The organism is Bacillus sp. G16 (genome assembly GCF_021282335.1).
In the GTDB taxonomy this organism is placed as follows: domain Bacteria; phylum Bacillota; class Bacilli; order Bacillales; family Bacillaceae; genus Bacillus; species Bacillus inaquosorum.
In genome coordinates this window covers 37,594-55,011 of record NZ_JAJSOZ010000011.1, presented here as the reverse complement: position 1 = coordinate 55,011, position 17,418 = coordinate 37,594, and the positions used below count along the sequence as shown (strand labels likewise).

18 protein-coding genes and 4 pseudogenes are annotated in these 17,418 nt (G+C 47.1%); 19 read left to right on the top strand and 3 right to left on the bottom strand.

The window, feature by feature from the left end; all coding sequences use genetic code 11:
* Nucleotides 1-69 precede the first annotated feature (69 nt).
* The 3 genes from scrA to LWH95_RS14905 all read left to right on the top strand — a co-directional run bounded on the left by scrA (nt 70) and on the right by LWH95_RS14905 (nt 3,233).
* Entirely contained in the window at nt 70-1,455 is a 1,386-nt protein-coding gene (scrA, locus tag LWH95_RS14915) for a PTS system sucrose transporter subunit IIBC (RefSeq protein ID WP_232919890.1), read from the top strand.
* Nucleotides 1,452-2,891 (top strand): sucrose-6-phosphate hydrolase, encoded by a 1,440-nt coding sequence (sacA, locus tag LWH95_RS14910; protein WP_232919889.1) that lies wholly within the window; start codon nt 1,452-1,454, stop codon nt 2,889-2,891. The genes scrA and sacA overlap by 4 nt, the downstream gene beginning before the upstream one ends.
* A gap of 93 nt (nt 2,892-2,984) precedes the next feature.
* The gene (locus LWH95_RS14905; RefSeq protein ID WP_003236006.1) at nt 2,985-3,233 is read left to right on the top strand and encodes a hypothetical protein; all 249 of its coding nucleotides are present in this window, start codon (nt 2,985-2,987) and stop codon (nt 3,231-3,233) included.
* Between the two features lie 90 nt (nt 3,234-3,323).
* Here the strand turns inward: LWH95_RS14905 and LWH95_RS14900 are convergent, their stop codons facing one another.
* On the bottom strand, nt 3,324-4,139 hold the full coding sequence (locus LWH95_RS14900) for a bifunctional hydroxymethylpyrimidine kinase/phosphomethylpyrimidine kinase (protein WP_003222141.1): 816 nt from the start codon (nt 4,137-4,139) through the stop codon (nt 3,324-3,326).
* A 191-nt stretch (nt 4,140-4,330) separates the two neighbouring features.
* Between LWH95_RS14900 and LWH95_RS14895 the strand changes: the two genes are divergently transcribed.
* The gene (locus LWH95_RS14895) at nt 4,331-5,137 is read left to right on the top strand and encodes a glycosyltransferase family 2 protein (protein ID WP_148982380.1); all 807 of its coding nucleotides are present in this window, start codon (nt 4,331-4,333) and stop codon (nt 5,135-5,137) included.
* A gap of 14 nt (nt 5,138-5,151) precedes the next feature.
* Complete coding sequence (locus tag LWH95_RS14890; protein ID WP_003235999.1) at nt 5,152-5,829, top strand: uracil-DNA glycosylase; 678 nt, start codon at nt 5,152-5,154, stop codon at nt 5,827-5,829.
* A gap of 23 nt (nt 5,830-5,852) precedes the next feature.
* On the opposite strand, the gene LWH95_RS14885 is transcribed toward LWH95_RS14890, so the two are convergent.
* Nucleotides 5,853-7,223 (bottom strand): aldehyde dehydrogenase, encoded by a 1,371-nt coding sequence (locus LWH95_RS14885; protein WP_232919888.1) that lies wholly within the window; start codon nt 7,221-7,223, stop codon nt 5,853-5,855.
* A gap of 166 nt (nt 7,224-7,389) precedes the next feature.
* On the opposite strand from LWH95_RS14885, the gene LWH95_RS14880 reads away from it, so the two are divergent.
* The 3 genes from LWH95_RS14880 to LWH95_RS14870 all read left to right on the top strand — a co-directional run bounded on the left by LWH95_RS14880 (nt 7,390) and on the right by LWH95_RS14870 (nt 9,482).
* Nucleotides 7,390-7,707: a YwdI family protein gene (locus tag LWH95_RS14880; protein ID WP_029316930.1), complete on the top strand. Its 318-nt coding sequence runs from the start codon at nt 7,390-7,392 to the stop codon at nt 7,705-7,707.
* Nucleotides 7,708-7,726: 19 nt separating this feature from the next.
* The gene (locus LWH95_RS14875) at nt 7,727-9,049 is read left to right on the top strand and encodes a purine/pyrimidine permease (protein ID WP_232919887.1); all 1,323 of its coding nucleotides are present in this window, start codon (nt 7,727-7,729) and stop codon (nt 9,047-9,049) included.
* Nucleotides 9,050-9,110: 61 nt separating this feature from the next.
* Nucleotides 9,111-9,482: a DUF423 domain-containing protein gene (locus LWH95_RS14870; RefSeq protein ID WP_003227446.1), complete on the top strand. Its 372-nt coding sequence runs from the start codon at nt 9,111-9,113 to the stop codon at nt 9,480-9,482.
* Nucleotides 9,483-9,525: 43 nt separating this feature from the next.
* Here LWH95_RS14870 and gerQ read toward each other — a convergent pair whose 3' ends face one another.
* Entirely contained in the window at nt 9,526-10,053 is a 528-nt protein-coding gene (gerQ, locus tag LWH95_RS14865) for a spore coat protein GerQ (protein WP_003235990.1), read from the bottom strand.
* A gap of 318 nt (nt 10,054-10,371) precedes the next feature.
* On the opposite strand from gerQ, the gene spsA reads away from it, so the two are divergent.
* The 11 genes and pseudogenes from spsA (at nt 10,372) to LWH95_RS14815 (ending at nt 17,235) form a co-directional block, all read left to right on the top strand.
* Complete coding sequence (gene spsA / locus LWH95_RS14860) at nt 10,372-11,142, top strand: spore coat dTDP-glycosyltransferase SpsA (protein ID WP_232919886.1); 771 nt, start codon at nt 10,372-10,374, stop codon at nt 11,140-11,142.
* 4 nt (nt 11,143-11,146) lie between these two features.
* Nucleotides 11,147-12,571 (top strand): CDP-glycerol glycerophosphotransferase family protein, encoded by a 1,425-nt coding sequence (locus LWH95_RS14855; protein WP_225514300.1) that lies wholly within the window; start codon nt 11,147-11,149, stop codon nt 12,569-12,571.
* A gap of 1 nt (nt 12,572) precedes the next feature.
* Nucleotides 12,573-12,683: pseudogene (locus LWH95_RS21635) on the top strand (DegT/DnrJ/EryC1/StrS family aminotransferase); the annotation flags it as partial.
* Nucleotides 12,684-12,686: 3 nt separating this feature from the next.
* A pseudogene (locus LWH95_RS14845) lies at nt 12,687-12,944 on the top strand (DegT/DnrJ/EryC1/StrS family aminotransferase); the annotation flags it as partial.
* Complete coding sequence (locus LWH95_RS14840) at nt 12,932-13,801, top strand: GNAT family N-acetyltransferase (protein ID WP_232919885.1); 870 nt, start codon at nt 12,932-12,934, stop codon at nt 13,799-13,801. The pseudogene LWH95_RS14845 and the gene LWH95_RS14840, both read left to right, overlap by 13 nt.
* Nucleotides 13,801-13,900, top strand: a pseudogene (locus tag LWH95_RS21830) (hypothetical protein); the annotation flags it as partial. The gene LWH95_RS14840 and the pseudogene LWH95_RS21830, both read left to right, overlap by 1 nt.
* A pseudogene (locus LWH95_RS14835) lies at nt 13,890-14,090 on the top strand (PseG/SpsG family protein); the annotation flags it as partial. The pseudogenes LWH95_RS21830 and LWH95_RS14835, both read left to right, overlap by 11 nt.
* A gap of 144 nt (nt 14,091-14,234) precedes the next feature.
* Nucleotides 14,235-14,975 (top strand): sugar phosphate nucleotidyltransferase, encoded by a 741-nt coding sequence (locus tag LWH95_RS14830; protein WP_003235973.1) that lies wholly within the window; start codon nt 14,235-14,237, stop codon nt 14,973-14,975.
* Nucleotides 14,975-15,922: a dTDP-glucose 4,6-dehydratase gene (rfbB, locus tag LWH95_RS14825; RefSeq protein WP_232919884.1), complete on the top strand. Its 948-nt coding sequence runs from the start codon at nt 14,975-14,977 to the stop codon at nt 15,920-15,922. Before LWH95_RS14830 ends, rfbB begins: the two co-directional genes overlap by 1 nt.
* Nucleotides 15,923-15,935: 13 nt before the next feature.
* A complete protein-coding gene (gene rfbD / locus LWH95_RS14820) occupies nt 15,936-16,787 on the top strand; it encodes a dTDP-4-dehydrorhamnose reductase (protein ID WP_133486284.1) in 852 nt (283 codons plus the stop codon).
* A complete protein-coding gene (locus LWH95_RS14815; protein WP_119914434.1) occupies nt 16,780-17,235 on the top strand; it encodes a dTDP-4-dehydrorhamnose 3,5-epimerase family protein in 456 nt (151 codons plus the stop codon). Before rfbD ends, LWH95_RS14815 begins: the two co-directional genes overlap by 8 nt.
* The last annotated feature ends 183 nt before the right edge of the window (nt 17,236-17,418 follow it).

The window sequence follows — 17,418 nt, the reverse complement described above, 5'->3', positions numbered from 1 at the left end:
GATCGCTGTGTCCTTTCTTCGTTGGCGAATTTTAGGTCTTTTTTGTTTAAATAAAAGGGGGAGAAAAAGATGGATTACAAAGAGACTGCAAAACGCCTCATTGAGCTTCTCGGGGGGAAAGAAAACATGATCAGCGCGGCTCATTGTGCAACAAGACTGCGTTTAGTGATTAAAGATGAATCAAAGATAGATCAAGCACAAGTAGAAGAGCTTGATGGCGTCAAAGGCGCTTTCAGCAGCTCTGGCCAGTACCAGATCATTTTTGGAACAGGCCTTGTCAATAAGGTATACGATGCTTTTTCAAAGGAAGCCGATATTGAGCGTGAAGAACACGTAAATCACCAGGATGCGGCAAAAGAAAAAATGAATCCCGCTGCGAGATTTGCGAAAACGCTTTCTAATATTTTTGTTCCAATCATCCCGGCTATTGTGGCCAGCGGCCTATTAATGGGATTACTGGGTATGGTCAATGCGTTTCATTGGATGAGCAAGGATTCTGCGCTGCTGCAGCTGCTTGATATGTTTTCAAGTGCCGCATTTATTTTCTTGCCGATTCTAATCGGGGTAAGCGCTTCAAAAGAATTTGGCAGCAATCCGTACTTGGGAGCGGTTATCGGTGGAATCATGATTCATCCGACTCTTTTGAATCCATGGGGATTGGCGGAAGCGACACCTGATTATATGAATCTTTTCGGATTCGATATCGCGCTTCTCGGCTACCAGGGAACTGTTATCCCTGTCCTGCTAGCGGTTTATGTGATGAGCAAGGTAGAGAAATGGACGAGAAAAGTGGTCCCTCATGCGGTAGATTTGCTTGTTACACCTTTTGTCACAGTGATTGTCACCGGGTTTGTCGCTTTTATCGCGATTGGTCCTCTGGGCAGAGCGCTTGGCTCCGGCATTACGGTTGCTTTAACTTATGTATATGACCATGCAGGTTTTGTTGCGGGTCTGATTTTCGGTGGCACGTATTCACTTATCGTGCTGACAGGCGTTCATCACAGCTTCCATGCGATTGAGGCAGGGCTTATTGCAGATATCGGCAAAAACTACTTGCTGCCAATCTGGTCAATGGCGAATGTCGCACAGGGCGGCGCCGGGCTTGCCGTCTTCTTTATGGCGAAAAAGGCAAAGACAAAAGAAATCGCGCTTCCGGCTGCATTTTCCGCTTTTCTTGGCATTACTGAGCCCGTCATCTTCGGAGTCAACCTTCGCTACCGAAAACCGTTTATCGCCGCGATGATTGGAGGCGCATTGGGCGGTGCATATGTCGTCTTTACACATGTTGCTGCAAACGCTTACGGGTTAACGGGTATTCCGATGATCGCCATTGCTGCGCCGTTTGGCATGGGCAACTTGATCAACTATCTGATTGGGATGGCCATTGCGGGAGTATCAGCGTTCATTGCAGCGTTTATCATGAAGATTAATGAGGATGAGGAGAGGAAAAAATGACAGTACATGATCAGGAGCTTCGTCGCCGGGCTTATGAAGAAGTGGAGAAAAAAGAGCCTATCGCGAACAGCGATCCGCACCGCCAGCATTTTCACATTATGCCGCCGGTTGGGCTGCTGAATGACCCGAATGGCGTGATTTATTGGAAGGGCAGCTATCATGTGTTTTTTCAGTGGCAGCCATTTCAAACGGGGCACGGCGCTAAATTTTGGGGGCATTATACGACACAGGATGTTGTGAATTGGAAGCGGGAAGAGATTGCGCTGGCGCCGAGTGATTGGTTTGATAAAAACGGCTGCTACTCGGGCAGCGCTGTCACGAAAGACGATCGGCTCTATCTATTTTACACAGGAAATGTCAGGGATCAGGATGGGAATCGGGAAACGTATCAATGCCTTGCTGTATCTGACGACGGACTGTCCTTTGAGAAAAAGGGTGTCGTCGCCCGCCTCCCTGAAGGATACACGCCGCATTTTCGCGATCCGAAGGTATGGGAGCATGAAGGAACATGGTATATGGTGGTCGGTGCGCAAACGGAGAATATGCAAGGACACGCTGTTTTGTTTGCTTCTGATAACCTGACAGAGTGGAGATTTCTCGGCCCGATAACTGGCGCGGGCCTCAACGGGCTTGACGCTTTTGGGTACATGTGGGAGTGCCCTGACTTGTTTTCCCTTCAGGGGTCCGACGTGCTGATTGTCTCGCCACAAGGGCTTGAGACTGACGGTTTTCGTTATCAGAACGTGTATCAATCGGGTTATTTTGTCGGGCGTCTCGATTATAACAAGCCTGAATTGAAGCATGGCGATTTTACGGAGCTTGATCAAGGTTTTGATTTTTACGCTCCGCAAACACTTGAAGACGATCAGGGAAGGCGAATTTTGTTTGCATGGATGGCTGTGCCTGATCAGGATGAAGGGGCTCATCCGACGATTGACTATCACTGGATTCACTGTATGACGCTGCCGAGACAGCTGACGCTATCTGGGCAGAAGCTGATTCAGCAGCCGCTGCCTGAGCTGAAAGCCATGCGCAGGAATGAGAAAAAAGTGCAAATCAACATGCATGGATCATCTGGTACGCTTCCAGTTGAAAACCCTGAAAGAGCTGAGATCTTGATTGAAGACATTGATACGGAGTCTGGCTTTTCAATCAGTATCCGCGGTACGGCTGTGTTTTCCTTTCATAAGGACGAGGGGATTGTTACGCTGGAGCGGACGAGCTTCGACGGAAAAAGAACAGAAGCGAGACATTGCTGCATCAAGGAGTTGCATACCGTGCACATGTTTATCGACGCTTCATCTGTGGAAATCTTTGTAAATAACGGAGAAGAGGTCTTCAGTGCGAGATATTTTCCTTTCCCGGGAAATCATGAAGTGACAGCCAGTTCGACAGGAAAATCTGAAATGAATGTCGGGATTTGGATCCTTATGTAGAAAATCCTTCTATTTTCTTATGTGAAATCTGTGCCATCTGTGCTATTCTTCAACGATAACCTACTATTTTTTTCTGTAAAAGGAGTTGTTTTCTTGAATATACATGAACAGAAGATAACACCGGAATGTTTGGAAAAGGCTGCGGACCAAGTTGAAGATAAGCGGGAAGAATATAAGGATGTGCTGCTTCAGCTGAAAAAAATGCTTGGCGGGACAACGCCGCACAGTGAAACGGCGGAAATTCTTTCGCGAGCATATGAGCAAATGAAGGAATATGCACTTTTTGTTCAGTCGATAGAAACATTTTTGAGGAAATCTGCGAACCATTTAAAAATCAAATAAACAGGCTGCCGATGGGATCGGCAGTTTTTTCTGTGAAAAGTCTTCGGTCATATAAAAAAAGCTGCCTCTCTGTAAGGCAGCCTTTTTTGTTTATGATTGTTTATTCAGGCGCAGCGCAGAATGCTTCGTTGGCCCGACATATTGGTTGAGCGGGAAGGATTCTTTAATGGCAGCGGTAATAAATTCTTTCGCTGCGTAAATGGCTTCTTTGACTTCCGCACCTTTGGCGAGCTCCGCTGTCACGGCTGCTGAGAACGTACAGCCTGCGCCATGTGTATAAGGCGTATCGATCATTTCGCTTTCAAGGACTTCCGCTGTTTCTCCGTCATAGAGAACATCAACCGCTTTTTCGTGTTTGAGTTTGCCTCCGCCTGTAATGACGACATATTGAGCGCCGAGCGCATGAATTTTTTTCGCAGCTTCGATCATATCGTCAACTGTCTTTAATTCATCCATGCCGCTGAGCTGGCTGGCTTCAAACAGATTCGGCGTAATGACAGTGGCTAGCGGTGCTAATTGTTCACGCAGGGCTTGGGCGTGCTCCGGATACAGGACTTCATTTGCTCCTTTGCAAACCATGACTGGGTCAATTACCACATTTTTTAATTGTTTTTCTTTGATCGTTTTTGCTGCAAGCTCGATAATGTCAACGGTTGGCAGCATTCCTGTTTTCATGGCGTCCACTCCGATGCCGTCCGTAATCGTTGCAAGCTGGGCGCGGATTGTATCAGTATCGATCGGGAAGACTTGGTGGTCCCAGCTGTTGTTCGGGTCCATCGCAACGATCACCGTTAAGGCGGTCATCCCGTATACGTTTTTTTCTTGAAATGTTTTTAAATCAGCTTGAATCCCAGCACCGCCGCTGGAATCTGAGCCGGCAATGGTGAGTGCTTTATGCATAGACATGTCTTGAACCTCCATCGTGTTTTGTCTTTCATTATAGTTAGATTTTCTCTGTATCACAATATAGAAGGTTTAGCAATTCATCTAGTATTCTCATCGTCACCTTTCCTGTTTCAGTAGGATATTCCCACTGATCTCCCGTCCAATATATGTTTTAATAGTACATGACTAAGAAAAATGAGAAGGAGAGCATCATGAAGATTTCTATCGTAATTGTGACCTATAATCGGATTCCGGCTTTGTGTGAGCTTCTGGAGTCGATTTCGCAACAGACCATGAAGCCGTATGAAATCATTATTGTGAATGATGCCGGGGAATCGGTCGTGCCGGTCAAAGCACTGTATCCGGAGCTGCCGATTGCTGTCATCAATTTAGAAAAGAACTCGGGGCATGTGGCTGCGAGAAATGCCGGTGTAAAAGAGGCGTCTGGCGATTGCATTATGCTTTGTGATGACGATGATTTCTTTACGCCGGGACATGTGGAGAGAATGGCGAAGGAAATCGAGACGGCAGATTTCGTTCATTCTGATGCGGAAATTGTTTCGTTTGAAGAGAAAAACGGAACAAGATATCCAGTTTCGCGAAAGCTGTTTGCTTATACCGCTGACTATGAGGATATGAGAGTGTTCTCTACATACGTGCCGTCGGGCAGCATGTACAGACGTTTTCTGCATGATGAAATCGGGTATTTCGATGCTGATGTGCACAATTATTGGGACTGGGATTTTTATTTGCGCGCGGCGAAGGAGTACCGGGTGAAGCGTGTCCCTTGCGCCAGTGTGATTTATGCCTTCAGTGACGCGGGAGACAATCAGTCCGCGGACCTTGGCGCCAAGCGGAAACAATATTTGGACCGTTTAAGTGAAAAGCACGGACTCGGGGAACTGCCGACGAAAAACTTTGCCGTCCTGCTTGAAGAGCCTGATATGAAAAGACGGGAAGCACAAAGTGAAATCGTTTGGGATGGCAAGCCTGTCTATTCCAGGCTTCATCGTTCGTAAGGGAGGCCTGAATCTTGAAACAGCTTTTACAGGACAGCTGGTGGAACCAGCTGAAGGAAGAGTTTGAGAAACCGTATTATCAAGAGCTCAGAGAAATGCTGAAGCGGGAATACGCGGAGCAAACGATATATCCGGACAGCCGGGATATTTTTAATGCGCTGCATTATACCTCATACGATGATGTCAAGGTGGTGATACTCGGCCAAGATCCGTATCACGGGCCTGGACAGGCTCAAGGTTTGAGCTTCTCCGTAAAGCCGGGTGTGAAGCAGCCGCCTTCATTAAAAAATATCTTTCTTGAGCTGCAGCAGGACATCGGGTGCAGCATCCCAAATCACGGGTCGCTTGTCAGCTGGGCGGAGCAAGGAGTTCTTTTGCTGAATACTGTGCTGACAGTAAGGCGCGGACAGGCGAATTCTCATAAAGGAAAAGGCTGGGAGCGTCTGACGGACCGAATGATTGACGTGCTGAATGAAAGGGAGCGGCCGGTGATCTTTATTTTGTGGGGCCGGCATGCCCAAATGAAAAAAGAACGGATCGACACGTCCAAGCATTTTATCATTGAATCGACGCACCCCAGCCCGTTTTCGGCAAGGAACGGATTTTTCGGAAGCAGACCGTTTTCCCGGGCGAATGCGTTCTTGGAGAAAATGGGAGAGGCACCGATTGATTGGTGTATAAAGGATTTGTAAAAGCGCAGATACTCTGCGCTTTTTTATTTAAGTATCTTCCGAATCATTCGCAGGCCGTTTTTGGAGGAAGGGTACCGGAAAGCGAAGTCGAAGCGGTTCGTTTGTTTGACGACGCTTTTTTTGTGCGTAAATGTGTTAAAGCTGTCAAATCCGTGATAGCTGCCGATGCCGCTTTCTCCGACGCCTCCGAATGGCAAATACGGTGTCGCGACGTGCATTAACGTATCATTGACACAGCCGCCGCCAAATGACAGATTCTTTAAAACAGCCCGCTCGATTTCTGGGTTTGTAGTGAAGACATACAAGGCGAGCGGCTTTGGGCGCGACTGGATTTTCTCGATGACTTCGCCGATATCGCTGTATGTAAACAGCGGAAGAATCGGCCCGAAAATCTCCTCCTGCATCACAGGAGAGTCATCTTTCACTTGATCAAGAATTGTCGGCGCTATTTTGTGGTGATCAGGATCAGATTGTCCGCCTGTGAGCGGGACGCCATCATTCAGAAAGCTGAGCAGCCGCTGATAGTGGCGCTCACTGACGATTTTGCCGTATTGCGGATTCTGTTCGGGCTGAGGGCCGTAAAATTCACTGATCGCACGCTTCATTTCTTTTGTGAGCTTCGTTTTGATGTCTTCGTGGACAAATAAATAATCCGGTGCGATGCAGGTTTGTCCCGCATTTGTGAATTTCCCGAAGACAATGCGTTTGGCAGCAAGTTGTATGTCTGCATCCTTATGGACAATGCAGGGGCTTTTGCCGCCGAGCTCCAAGGTGACGGGAACTAATTGTTTGGCGGCGGCCTCCATAACGATTTTTCCGACGGCAACGCTGCCGGTGAAGAAAATATAGTCAAAGGGCTGCTGTAATAATGCTGTGCTGATGTCGGGCCCGCCTTCCGCCATAGCGACATAATCACTCGGAAAAACGCTGCTGATGAGTTTGGAAAGAACAGCGGAAACAGCCGGCGTATATTCAGACGGCTTGAGAACGACAGTGTTCCCGGCCGCAATGGCACCAATCATTGGAGATAGCGCCAGCTGCAAGGGATAATTCCAAGGCGCAATCACCAAAACGGTTCCATAAGGCTCAGGGATGATGATGCTTTTGGAGCCTAGATGGGTCAACGGTGTTTTGACCCGTTTCGGCTTGGCCCATTTTCTCAGCCGTTTCATCACAAAGTTGATTTCCTCCAGCACGATTCCGATTTCTGTTGTGTATGCCTCCTGTTCGGATTTGTGGAGATCCTGATAGAGAGCGGCTGTTAAATCGGCTTCATGCATTTTGATGGCTTGTTTCAGCTTCTGCAACATGTCCAGCCTCGATTCGAGCGGTCTCGTATGCCCCGCCGCAAAATAGGCTTTGTGCTTGCTGACGATAGAGGGGATGCTGTTCATTCCGTTTCTCCTTTTTTGTAAGGTATGGTGATTTATTATGTGAAAAATCTCTTCTGCTTGTCAAATGCACAAGGTTTGTCAGAAAAAATAACAAACTCATATCTGCGTTTACGGCAGGAATTTGATAAAATGCAGGAAGACGAATTTATTTTTTGGAGGGTTCTTGATGAACATTCACATATCTGCTTTGATTCAAAAGATGGAAGAGGAGCTGAAAAAAGCAAAGACGGCTGAACGTGATGAGGAGCTGAAGCGTTACGTAGCGGTTGTCCGTTCTTTGTGTGACGTCGTGCTGGATCAGCCGGAGACCGCGAGCGCGCCCCCCATACAGCCGAGCATCACGCCGAGTCCTGCCGCGCCGCCATCGACAGACCAGCTGATGATGGAAAAAATGATGGGAAGCGCGGGATTAAACAAATATCGAAAGCAGGAAAAAGAGAAGAAGGAAGAGGATGGAAACGGAGAGTCTTTATTTGATTTTTAATAAGAAAGGTTGAGCTCACGTGAAATTGGTTCTTGGCGCTCTGCAATGGACAGCGTTTATCATTGCTGCGGCGATTGTTGTTCCGGTGGCGGTTGCCCAGTCGTTTCATCTGGATCACTCCGATTCTGCGAGATTGATCCAAAGCACCTTTTTTGTACTGGGAATTGCCGCCGTCATTCAGTGTTTGAAAGGCCACAGACTGCCGATCAACGAGAGCCCCGCCGGTTTGTGGTGGGGAGTGTACACGATCTACGGCGGGCTGACGGGAACTGTATTTGCGACATATGGGGATACATTGCGCGGTTTGCAGGGAGCTCTTCTTGTAAGCGCTGTATGTTTCTTTTTGTTAAGTGTCTTCAAGGTCATTGACCGGCTTGCCGCCTTGTTTACCCCGGTTGTGACCGGCGTCTATTTATTGCTGCTTGTGATGCAGCTGAGTCAGCCGATTATAAAAGGAATTCTTGGAATCGGCTATCGAAAAGACAGTGTGGACGGTCTTGTATTTGTCCTGGCGCTTGTTGTTGTCGCCGCCGCCTTTATGATGACAAATTCGAACATCATGTTTTTGAAGCAATATTCTATTTTATTGGCCCTGTTCGGCGGGTGGGTGCTGTTTGCGGCTGCCGGAGCGGCAAAGCCGATTGAAATGCCGGATCGGCTGTTTCAGCTGCCTTCCCTGTTTCCTTTTGGGACCCCGTTATTTAACAGCGGCCTGATCATCACCTCAATTTTTATTACCATCTTGCTGATTGTGAATATGCTGGCGAGCATGAAGGTTGTGGACATCGCTGTGAAAAAATTCGGCAAAAAGCCTGATGAACAGCATCACGAACGCCAAGCCGGTTTTGCCGCCTCATTCAGCCATCTGCTGAGCGGTTTGACGGGAGCCGTTGCACCGGTTCCGATTTCGGGAGCTGCGGGTTTTATTGAGACGACCAAAATGCCTTCTAAAAAACCGTTTATGATCGGCAGTATTCTGGTTGTCGCGATCAGTGTGATCCCGTTTTTTATGAATGCGTTTGCGAGCCTGCCGTCACCTGTTGGGTTTGCGGTGAACTTTGTTGTGTTCTCCGCAATGGGCGGCTTGGCCTTTGCAGAATTTGATTCATATGAGAAAGCAGAACTGAAAAGGGTGCGGTCTGTGATCGGCATCTCGCTGCTGACAGGGGTCGGTATCATGTTTGTTCCTGAAACTGCATTAAAGGGTTTGCATCCGGTATTTATTTCTCTATTAAGCAACGGGCTTGTATTAGGAACGCTTGCTGCAATAGCGGCAGACCAGTTTCAGCTTTGGCGCAGGAGAAAATCCGACAATCTCGTGTCATCGGAGAACAAACATTGAATTTTGGTACAGGTGCGTTAAGATAAATGATATGAGTTTAACGAAAAGGCGGGAGAGATAGATGAAAGTTTTTATCATATTAGGGGCCATTAACGCCCTGCTTGCCGTGGGACTCGGGGCATTTGGCGCTCACGGATTAGAAGGGAAAATTCCTGATAAATATCTTCAGGTTTGGCACACAGGTGTGCAGTATCATATGTATCACGCTCTTGGACTTTTCGTTGTCGCGTTTCTGGCCGATAAATTATCCGGCATCGGCAGTGTCACGACAGCGGGCTGGCTGATGTTTGCGGGAATTGTACTGTTTTCCGGAAGCTTATATATTCTCAGTGTAACGCAAATCTCCATCCTCGGGGCCATTACCCCGCTCGGCGGTGTGGCATTTATTATTTCTTGGATTATGATCGTTGTCGCAGCCGTCAAATATCTATAAACAAAAAAGCCAATCCTCATCAAATGAGCGATTGGCTTTTTCTTTATCTTGGCGAATAGGACGCCATGGAATATGGATACGTATACGCAATCTCTTCATCAAATGTAATGTAATCGAGGTAGATTGTCAGGAGCAGGTAGCGTGTTCCTGATTTCGGATCGCTGAGGATAATGTGATCCCGGCCCGCAGCCTCGATGACGCCGCGAAAGATCTTCGAGCCCCATTCCTTGCTGTTTTCAAAAGTCATATAGATGGTCGCCGTTTTTCCTCTGTTCAGGCGCAAAATGTTCTCAATGTATGATTCCTCAACAGGCAGCATACCGGGAACGCTTTGGCCCGGCGCTGACGGTGTCGGCCCCGATGGAATTTGAAACCCGCCGCCCTGCTGCTGGCCGGGGAATCCGAAGCCTTGCTGTCCCTGCTGCATCGGCATCGTTTGCTGCATCCCCATCGTCTGCATTTGTGGGCCTTGACCTTGCTGCGGGTACGGATTGGCGCCGTACTGAGGCTGATAAACCTGCATATTATCATATGCCTGCATTTGCTGATATTGATTTTTTTTCGGTTTCATATCGTTCCTCCTTTTTATGAAAACCCTTCAGGACATGTTCCGGATGTATAGATGAACGCTCCGCGATGACTCACCTCCGATGGAAACGATCTTAGTCGCTGGTGCAATTTTTATCTCTTTCACCTTATGAGGCTGATGCTTGGAATATGCGGAAAAAGAACAGTGGACAGCACAGATTTTGACCCGGGCAGCCGCTGTTTTTTATAGACATACACAAACTTTTCGCATATTGGTTTGTATTCCTAGCGCAACTTGCGAATAAGCAACATAAGATAACGTTAGTTTCAGGTGTGAAGTTTCAAGAAGGAGGTGTAGGATTTGCCGAAAGTGTCAGTCATTATGACAAGCTATAATAAAAGCGATTATGTGGCAAAGTCCATTTCTAGCATACTCTCACAAACCTTTTCAGATTTTGAATTGTTTATTATGGATGACAACTCCAATGAAGAGACGCTGAATGTAATCCGTCCTTTTTTGAATGATAACCGAGTGCGTTTTTATCAAAGCGATGTATCTGGAGTGAAGGAAAGAACGGAAAAAACGAGATACGCGGCGCTGATCAATCAGGCGCTTGAGATGGCGGAGGGTGAATATATCACTTATGCGACGGATGATAACATCTATATGCCGGACCGCCTCCTGAAAATGGTGGGGGAGCTCGATGCTCATCCTGAAAAGGCTGTGATTTACTCAGCCTCCAAAACCTATCATTTAAACGAGCATCGCGACATTGTAAAAGAAACTGTCAGGCCTGCTGCTCAAGTGACGTGGAACGCGCCGTGCGCCATCGATCATTGCTCGGTGATGCACAGATATTCGGTGCTTGAGAAGGTGAAGGAGAGGTTTGGCTCCTATTGGGATGAAAGCCCGGCATTTTATCGGATCGGTGATGCCCGCTTCTTTTGGAGAGTCAATCATTTTTATCCATTTTACCCGCTGGCCGAGGAGCTGGATCTGAATTATATTACCGACCAATCGATTCACTTTCAGCTGTTTGAATCAGAAAAAAATGAATTCGTCCGGAACCTTCCTCCGCAGCGCAATTGCCGCGAACTGCGTGAATCATTAAAAAAGCTTGGAATGGGGTGAGAGCTTGTCGGCCTATTTAAGCAATTATTGGGTGCTGTACAGGAAGTATGTGGAGCTTTTTGACGGACTTCGCTACAAGGGGATTCCTCTTGGGCTTATCAGTAATTTTTATCAATACATCAGCCCTGAGCTGCGAGTGATGATGGAAGAAGAACCGGAGTTATTCGGATCGGTGGATCAGTATGTCGATGAAGGACAAATTCAGCCGTTTTTTAAAGAAAAAATACAAAGTATGGTCAAAACAAATGACGAACCTGTTAAGGGGAAAGTCATTTTGCATTTTGATTACCTGCGTTTTTCAAACGAAAATTACTATCAATTTGATCCTGAAAAAACAGCTGTTTTGGCCAGATGGAGTTTGCCGGATTATTGTGATCTGCCTGTCATTAGCAAGCGTGAACTTGCGGAATCATGCCAAAAAGGCGATCCGAAGCCGTATCTCGAAACAGCCGTTTCGATTCTTGCCGCTTTTGATGACCACCCGGCATTCGGTGATCAAGCATTTCGCGACAGGCTTTTCAAAGATATTCCTTTATTTATGGAGGCCATTGATGCGGTTGATGCGCTGTTTGAACAGGAGAAGATTTCGGCCGTTGTCGTCGGAACGGCAGAAGACATTTACAGCAGGGTGCTCGCGCTCATGTGTGAAAGGAGAGGGGCCGTTAGCATTTGTCTTCAGCATGGCGCGTTGATGGGAGATGAAGCCTTCATTCCTGTTTTTACAACCTATCAAGCCGTTTTTGGTGCGTATGAAGCGGAGTGGTATATACGAAAAGGCTGTAAACCCGAGCAGATTCTCATAACGGGACATCCCCGCTTCGATCAGATTTTTAACAGAACCCCTATGGACATGTCCACATTCTATCGAAAACTCGCTTTTCATCCGTCTAAAAAAATCGTGCTCATTGCGACCCAGCCCTTTTCAGATGATTTTTATTCCGGTGTGCTAGAAGGGCTTTCTGATCAGAAACAGTTGCAAATTATCATCAAACCCCATCCTTGGGAAATCGGAAAAAACAAGCTTGATCTGTATTACGCCGCGGCGAAAAAACATAAAGCATGCAGAGTCATCAAAAAGGAGCTTGATCTGTATGATTTGCTTCCGTATACTAACGCGGCAGTGACGCAAACCTCAACAGTCGGACTTGAAGCCATGCTGTTTCAAAAGCCTGTGCTGATCGGGAAATCATCCGGAAACCGCACGTATCCGTACTATGAATCTCTTGGCGATTTTATGTTTGATCAGCCGGATGACCTGGCGCGCACCTTGATTGAGGTTCTTCGAAGTCCCGCCGTGCACGAAAAAGCAGAAGAGGCGCGTCTGGCGTTCACAGCAGCCAATTATCCGGTGGCAGAATCAACAAACGCTCTATTTGCGGAACTGAAAGCCAAAACAGGGATTGATTACAGGCGGGAGGATATTGAATAAAGTGATAGGAGCGCAAAACATCAGTAAGGAAGAAATTCAGGAGGTCACAGAAACGCTGGAATCGGGATGGCTCTTTAAAGCCTCGAAGGTTCAGCAATTTGAAAAAAAGTTTGCCGCCTGGCATTTATATGTTTTGCAAGCTGATGAAAAACAGGCCGGTATCACGCGCAGCGTTCATTTTATCCCAGTACACATTCATCCGTATTATCAAAAGCGATTCGGGTTTAAGGAAGCGGACCTCCCGCTCGCCATGAATGACTATAAACGAACCCTGTCACTCCCGCTCTATCCATCAATGTCGGACGAAGATGTACAGGATGTCATTGAAGCTGTGCGGGATATCGAAAAGGGGCTGGTTAAATGTATACGGTAAAAGAAAATGTCTCCAAAGAGGCGATTGAGGAATTTATCCAAAGAAGGCAGCTTACACTGAACGTTCCGTATCAATTTTCCCTCGGCCTTTTTGAAAACAGCAGGCTCCAAGGCATCTTGCTTTACGAAGATTCTCTGTGGGAAAGCCGGATGCTTCAGAAAAAAGTCATGAACGTCAAATTTCTTGCGGCAAATAGCGCCGGGCAGTTGAAGAAGCTGTTTCAAGCCTTTTATTCTGTACGGCAAATGGATGAAACTGATTTTATCTCTGTCCGTGTTTCGGCTGAAGATATCGGTGCCGCGCATGTGATACAGCAGCAGCCATCCTCTTACTTTGTCGGCAGTTTGCTTAAGCTGGCAAAGCCCCCGTCTTTTTATGACAAAACACCGCCATTTTTTGAACTGGGCCCGCCTGAGCCCGGAGACACAGAAGCGATATGTGAGCTGGCCCGAGACTCGTTTACAAAAAGCAGATATTTTCAAGATCCTCATCTCAGCCGCGAAGCAGCAAACAAGATCTTTCAGGAGTGGACACGAAACAATCTCAATGGAAGGGCGGCTGTCAATATTGTCGCTAAGCACAATGGCGAGGTCATCGGCTATCTTCAAGGCCTATCCAGAGGCGATGAATCCATTCTCGATTTGATGGCTGTGAAGCCGGGATTTGAAGGAAAACGTATCGCGTTTCATTTATTGGCGAATTTCATAGAACAACCTGAGACCCAGGAGCATAAAACGGTAACAGCGGAGACGCAGCTTCACAATGTAAGGGCGATCCGCCTTTATGAAAGAATGGGATTCACCGCTGAACAATCGTATTACGATTATCATATTTGGCCGGGCAAGGAAGCGAAATAATGGCAGAGTTTCAGATTGAAACTACGGGAAAAAACGCTCCTGTATTTATAATTGCCGAGGCTGGAATGCCAGGCTTTTGCGCTGATTGATGCAGCGGCACGAATTTATTCTCCGGGAAATAAAAAGCAAGAAACTTGATCTGATTTGTTTGATATACTCGGCGCGCCCGTGATCTGTAAAGGAAAATAAAGGCGGAAACAGATGCCAAAATTGTACTCTTTGAATAACTGATTCATCAACGGAATTTACGGCAATATCAGAAGCAGGAAACACCCGCATCTATGAAGGATAGGATTATCTTATTCTTCACCCGCCTTCCGGGCTGCAAGAAATTTTTAAAATCTGGCGCAGCCGATCAAGTCCGGGTATCAGCTATTCTTCAAGATTTGTATGGATCAAAAGGTATAAAAAATGCATGTAAGGAAGTGTTAATGTGAAAGGTGTTATTTTAGCCGGAGGAAACGGCTCACGCCTTATGCCCTTAACCAAAGCCGTTAACAAGCATTTGCTTCCTGTAGGCCCGTATCCGATGATTTACTGGTCGATTATGAAGCTGGAGGAAGCCGGAATAAAAGACATTTTACTCATCAGCCAAAAAGAGCATATGCCGCAATTTTATAAACTGCTTGGGAACGGGGAAGAGCTTGGCGTGACAATCACTTATCAGGTTCAGCCAGCCGCATCGGGCATTTCGGATGGGCTGTCTTATGCAAAACGCTTTACGAAAAAAGAGCCTTTTATTTTATTATTAGGTGATAATATATTCGAAGATTCATTAAAGCCTTTTACGGAGCGCTTTGAACAGCAGAGAAAAGGAGCAAAGGTGCTGCTGAAAGAAGTTGATGATCCGGAACGCTTCGGGATTGCTGAGATTGATGAGAAAAACAAGCGGATTCGTTCCATTATCGAGAAGCCCGCACACCCGCCGACCAACCTTTGTGTGACCGGCATTTATATGTATGATGCGGAGGTTTTTTCGTATATTGAACAAATATCACCGTCAAAGCGCGGCGAGCTGGAAATCACCGATGTGAATAATCTATACATCGAAAACAGCCAGCTTACGTATGATGTGTTATCAGGCTGGTGGGTCGATGCCGGAACTCACGAATCGCTACATCTCGCCTCCCAGCTTGTACACAAGGCTTTACAGAAAGGACAGGACGAAAAGTGATGGCAAAATCATATTTAATTACGGGCGGGGCCGGCTTCATCGGGCTCACGTTTACAAAGCTCATGCTGAAGGAAACGGAGGCGCGCATTACCGTTTTAGATAAACTGACGTACGCCAGCCACCCGGACGAAATGGAAACATTAAAGGAAAACAGCCGATTTCGTTTTATAAAAGGGGATATCAGCGTTCAGGAGGATATCGACCGGGCATTTGATGAGACCTATGACGGCGTGATTCACTTCGCTGCGGAATCGCATGTGGACAGAAGCATTTCCCAAGCAGAACCGTTTATCACCACTAATGTCATGGGGACATATCGTTTGGCGGAAGCGGTCTTGCGGGGAAAAGCCAAGAAGCTGATTCATATTTCAACAGATGAGGTGTATGGGGATTTAGAAGCAGATGATCCCGCGTTTACTGAAACGACGCCGCTTTCTCCTAATAACCCTTATTCAGCCAGCAAGGCAAGCTCTGATTTGCTCGTGTTATCGTATGTGAAAACCCACAAGCTTCCGGCCATTATTACACGATGCAGCAACAATTACGGCCCTTATCAGCACAGCGAAAAAATGATACCGACGATTATCCGCCACGCGAAGCAAGGGCTTCCGGTTCCGCTGTATGGCGATGGGCTTCAGATCCGAGACTGGCTGTTTACGGAGGATCATTGCCGTGCCATCAAGCTGATCTTAGAAAAAGGAACTGACGGCGAGGTATATAACATCGGCGGCGGAAATGAACGCACGAATAAAGAGCTGGCGAGCATCATCATGAAGCAACTGGGCTGTGAGGAATTGTTCGCACACGTGGAAGACCGAAAAGGGCATGACCGGCGCTATGCGATCAATGCATCAAAGCTGAAAAACGAACTGGGCTGGCGGCAGGAAGTGCCGTTCGAAGAAGGCATTGCACGTACGATTCGCTGGTATACAGACAATGACCGATGAGAAGGTGATCCGATTGACAAAGGTATTGGTGACTGGCGCGGGAGGACAGCTTGGCCTGGAACTGTGCCGCCAGCTGAAGCAAGCGGGATATGAGGTCATTGCGTTAACAAAGAAGATGATGAACATTGCCGACCAGCGCTCAGTACGGCATTCGTTTGGCCATTATCAGCCGGATATCGTGGTCAATGCAGCCGCGTTTACGTCGGTTGATAAATGCGAGACAGAACTTGATAAAGCGTATTTAATTAACGGAATCGGCGCTTATTATACAGCGCTTGAGGCAACCCGCATCGGTGCTCAATACGTTCATATCAGCACGGACTATGTTTTTGACGGGAAAGGAACCCAGCCTTACAGGGAAGACGACCCCCTCGATCCGAACACCATCTACGGCAAAAGCAAAAAGCTCGGAGAAGAACTGATTCGATTAGCGACAAAAGACAGCACGATCATCAGAACGTCGTGGGTTTACGGACATGGCGGCAGCAATTTCGTTCATACCATGCTGAAGCTTGCTGAAACGAAACAAGAGCTGCGGGTTGTAAGCGATCAAATTGGTTCGCCGACCTATACGAAGGATTTAGCAGAAGCGGTCATCAAGCTGTTCAGCCATCCGCCGGGCATCTATCATGTCAGCAATTCAGGAATATGCAGCTGGTATGAATTCGCGAAGGCCATTATGGAAGAAAGCGGACTGGCCACAGTCATTTTGCCTGTCACGACAGAAGAATATGGGAACAAAACGCCCCGTCCGGCTTACTCTGTGCTGAGCCATCAGGCCATTGAAGAAGCCGGCATTCGCCCTCGCCATTGGCGGGAAGCGTTACGGGAGTATTTACAGGAAAGGAGCAGTGCGCGTGATTGATGGAGTCAAGGTGAAAAAATTGACGAAGCATAGTGATGACAGAGGCTTTTTTGCCGAGCTGGTTCGGGATGATGAGAACCTTCTTGAGCATTTTGGTCAGGCCTCTTGGTCGAAAAGCTATCCGGGTGTGATTAAAGCATTTCATTATCACGAGAAACAGGATGATCTCTGGTTCTTCCCAACCGGCCACGCTCAGGTTGTCCTTTACGATCTTCGAGATGATTCAAAGACAAAAGGAGAAACTGACGTCTATTATATGGGTGAAGACAACCCGATGCTGTTATTGATCCCAAAAGGGGTGGCCCACGGGTACAGAGTGCTGGGAGAGACGCCACTGACGATTATCTACTTCACCACCATGTCGTATAACCCGGATCAGCCTGATGAAAAAAGAATTCCATGGAATGATGAAACGATCGGTTTTAACTGGAATACCGAAAATAGATAAAAATAGGAACGTGATCAATCGGAGAGCGGAGGCATCTTCGACTTTTTTTGTCCTTTTTTCAAAATAGGCTAAAGGATAGAAATCAACAGGATAATGTTACTAGAAAAAGAGAGAAAATCATCCATTTGAACCTTGTGTAAACAGGATGATATTCTCAAATGATTCCAAGTGTTAATATTCCTA

What these genes read in the sequence shown, in the direction of transcription:
- LWH95_RS14900 (WP_003222141.1), bottom strand. Translation starts at nt 4,139, where the DNA reads ATGTCTATGCATAAAGCACTCACCATTGCCGGCTCAGATTCCAGCGGC.
- LWH95_RS14840 (WP_232919885.1), top strand. Translation starts at nt 12,932, where the DNA reads ATGTATACGGTAAAAGAAAATGTCTCCAAAGAGGCGATTGAGGAATTT.
- LWH95_RS14870 (WP_003227446.1), top strand. Translation starts at nt 9,111, where the DNA reads ATGAAAGTTTTTATCATATTAGGGGCCATTAACGCCCTGCTTGCCGTG.
- sacA (WP_232919889.1), top strand. Translation starts at nt 1,452, where the DNA reads ATGACAGTACATGATCAGGAGCTTCGTCGCCGGGCTTATGAAGAAGTG.
- LWH95_RS14880 (WP_029316930.1), top strand. Translation starts at nt 7,390, where the DNA reads ATGAACATTCACATATCTGCTTTGATTCAAAAGATGGAAGAGGAGCTG.
- LWH95_RS14895 (WP_148982380.1), top strand. Translation starts at nt 4,331, where the DNA reads ATGAAGATTTCTATCGTAATTGTGACCTATAATCGGATTCCGGCTTTG.
- rfbB (WP_232919884.1), top strand. Translation starts at nt 14,975, where the DNA reads ATGGCAAAATCATATTTAATTACGGGCGGGGCCGGCTTCATCGGGCTC.
- gerQ (WP_003235990.1), bottom strand. Translation starts at nt 10,053, where the DNA reads ATGAAACCGAAAAAAAATCAATATCAGCAAATGCAGGCATATGATAAT.
- LWH95_RS14885 (WP_232919888.1), bottom strand. Translation starts at nt 7,223, where the DNA reads ATGAACAGCATCCCCTCTATCGTCAGCAAGCACAAAGCCTATTTTGCG.
- scrA (WP_232919890.1), top strand. Translation starts at nt 70, where the DNA reads ATGGATTACAAAGAGACTGCAAAACGCCTCATTGAGCTTCTCGGGGGG.